The sequence below is a fragment of the Streptomyces sp. NPDC042371 genome (genome assembly GCF_056437465.1).
The window spans coordinates 1-1,633 of the sequence record NZ_JBWKAP010000034.1 but is presented as its reverse complement, the minus strand read 5'-3'; the positions used below and the strand labels follow the sequence as shown (position 1 = coordinate 1,633).

Annotated in this window: 1 protein-coding gene; it reads right to left on the bottom strand. The window is 68.9% G+C overall.

Translation table 11 applies throughout. The features are described 5' to 3' along the window. On the bottom strand, window positions 1-1,633 hold a 1,633-nt coding region (locus tag AC068B_RS41160), incomplete at both ends, for a condensation domain-containing protein (protein WP_478676572.1).

Below are 1,633 nucleotides of genomic sequence, written 5' to 3'. Positions count from 1 at the left end.
AGGCCGGTCAGGGTGTGCCCGGTCAGCCCGTCGTGGACGGGACCGCGGCCGAGCTCCAGCACCGCACGCTCCTGCTCACCCGACAACACCGCGAGATCACTCAGCGGCACATCGGCGTTCTCCGCGCACTGCCGCAGCAGCCGCACCAGATACGTGCCGATCGTCTCCACCGTCGACCGGTCGAAGAGATCGGTCGCGAACTCGATGACCCCTTCGAGACCGGCAGGGTCGGAGTCGGCCGTGTGGTGCTCCGTGAGATCGATGGTGAGGTCGAACTTGGCCGTCCCCGTGTCAACCGGCTCGGCCGTGACCTCCAGACCGGGCAGCGAGACTTCCGCCTGATCGTTGTTCTGGAGAACCAGCATCACCTGGAAAAGCGGCGGCTTGGAGAGCGAGCGCGACGGGTTGACCGCTTCCACCAGGTGCTCGAACGGCAACTCTTGGTGGGCGAAGGAGGAGAGGTCGGCATCGCGCACCCGTCGCAGCAACTCCTGGAACCCGGGATTGCCCGAGGTGTCGGTCCGCAGCACCAGCGTGTTCACGAAGAAGCCGACGAGCCCGTCGAGCGCGTCATCGGTACGGCCCGCGACTGGGGAACCGATGGGAATGTCGGTTCCCGCGCCGAGCCGGGTGAGGAGTGCGGCAAGGGCGCTCTGCAGGACCATGAAGAGCGTGGCGCCATTACCGCGGGCCAGCGCGGTGAGCTGCTGGTGCAGCTCAGGGTCGATGGCGAGGGGGATGGTCGCGCCCTGGTTGGTGGCGCGGGCCGGGCGGGGGCGATCGAAGGGGAGGGCGAGGTCTTCGGGAAGATCGGCGAGGGCGTTGGTCCAGTAGGCGAGCTGTTGGTGGGCCAGGCTGCTGGGGTCGCTCTCGTCGCCCAGGAGTTGGCGTTGCCACAGGGTGTAGTCGGCGTACTGGACCGGGAGGGGTTCCCAGCGGGGCGCGGCGTGCCGGGTGCGGGCGGTGTAGGCGGTGGCCAGGTCGCGGGCCAGCGGGGCCAGCGACCACCCGTCACCGGCGATGTGATGCACGACGGCCAGCAGTACGTGTTCCTCGGCGCCCAGCGTGAACAGCGTGAAGCGCAAAGGGAGTTCATCCGCGATCCGGAAGCCCTTGCCGATCTCCTCGGTGATGGCCGCGGGGAGATCACCCTGGGTGGTGTCGACGACAGGCACCGGGATCCCCGTACTGTCCAACTCACGTACGCGCTGCCGCGGTTCACCGTCGATCTGCTCGAACACCGTCCGCAGGCTGTGGTGCCGCTCCACCACGTCCCGCGCGGCCTGCTGCAGCGCGCCCACATTGAGGCGGCCGTGCACACGCAGGGCGAAGGAGAGGTTGTACGTGGCAGTCGGGCCCTGCAACTGGTCCAGGAACCACAGGCGGCGCTGGCCGAACGACAGCGGCACATCGCCCGTGTCCGGGAGGTTCCCCGGCTCCAGGGCAGGACGTACGCGCTCGGCCCGAGCCTCCAGCCGCTCGGCCAGGAGGGCGGGCGTCGGCGCCTCGAACACGGCGCGGATGTTGATTTCCGTGTCGAGCTCGGTGCGGATGCGGCTGGTGAGGCGGGTGGCGAGGAGTGAGTGGCCGCCGTGGTCGAAGAAGTTGTCGTCGATGCCGATGGTGTCGGTGT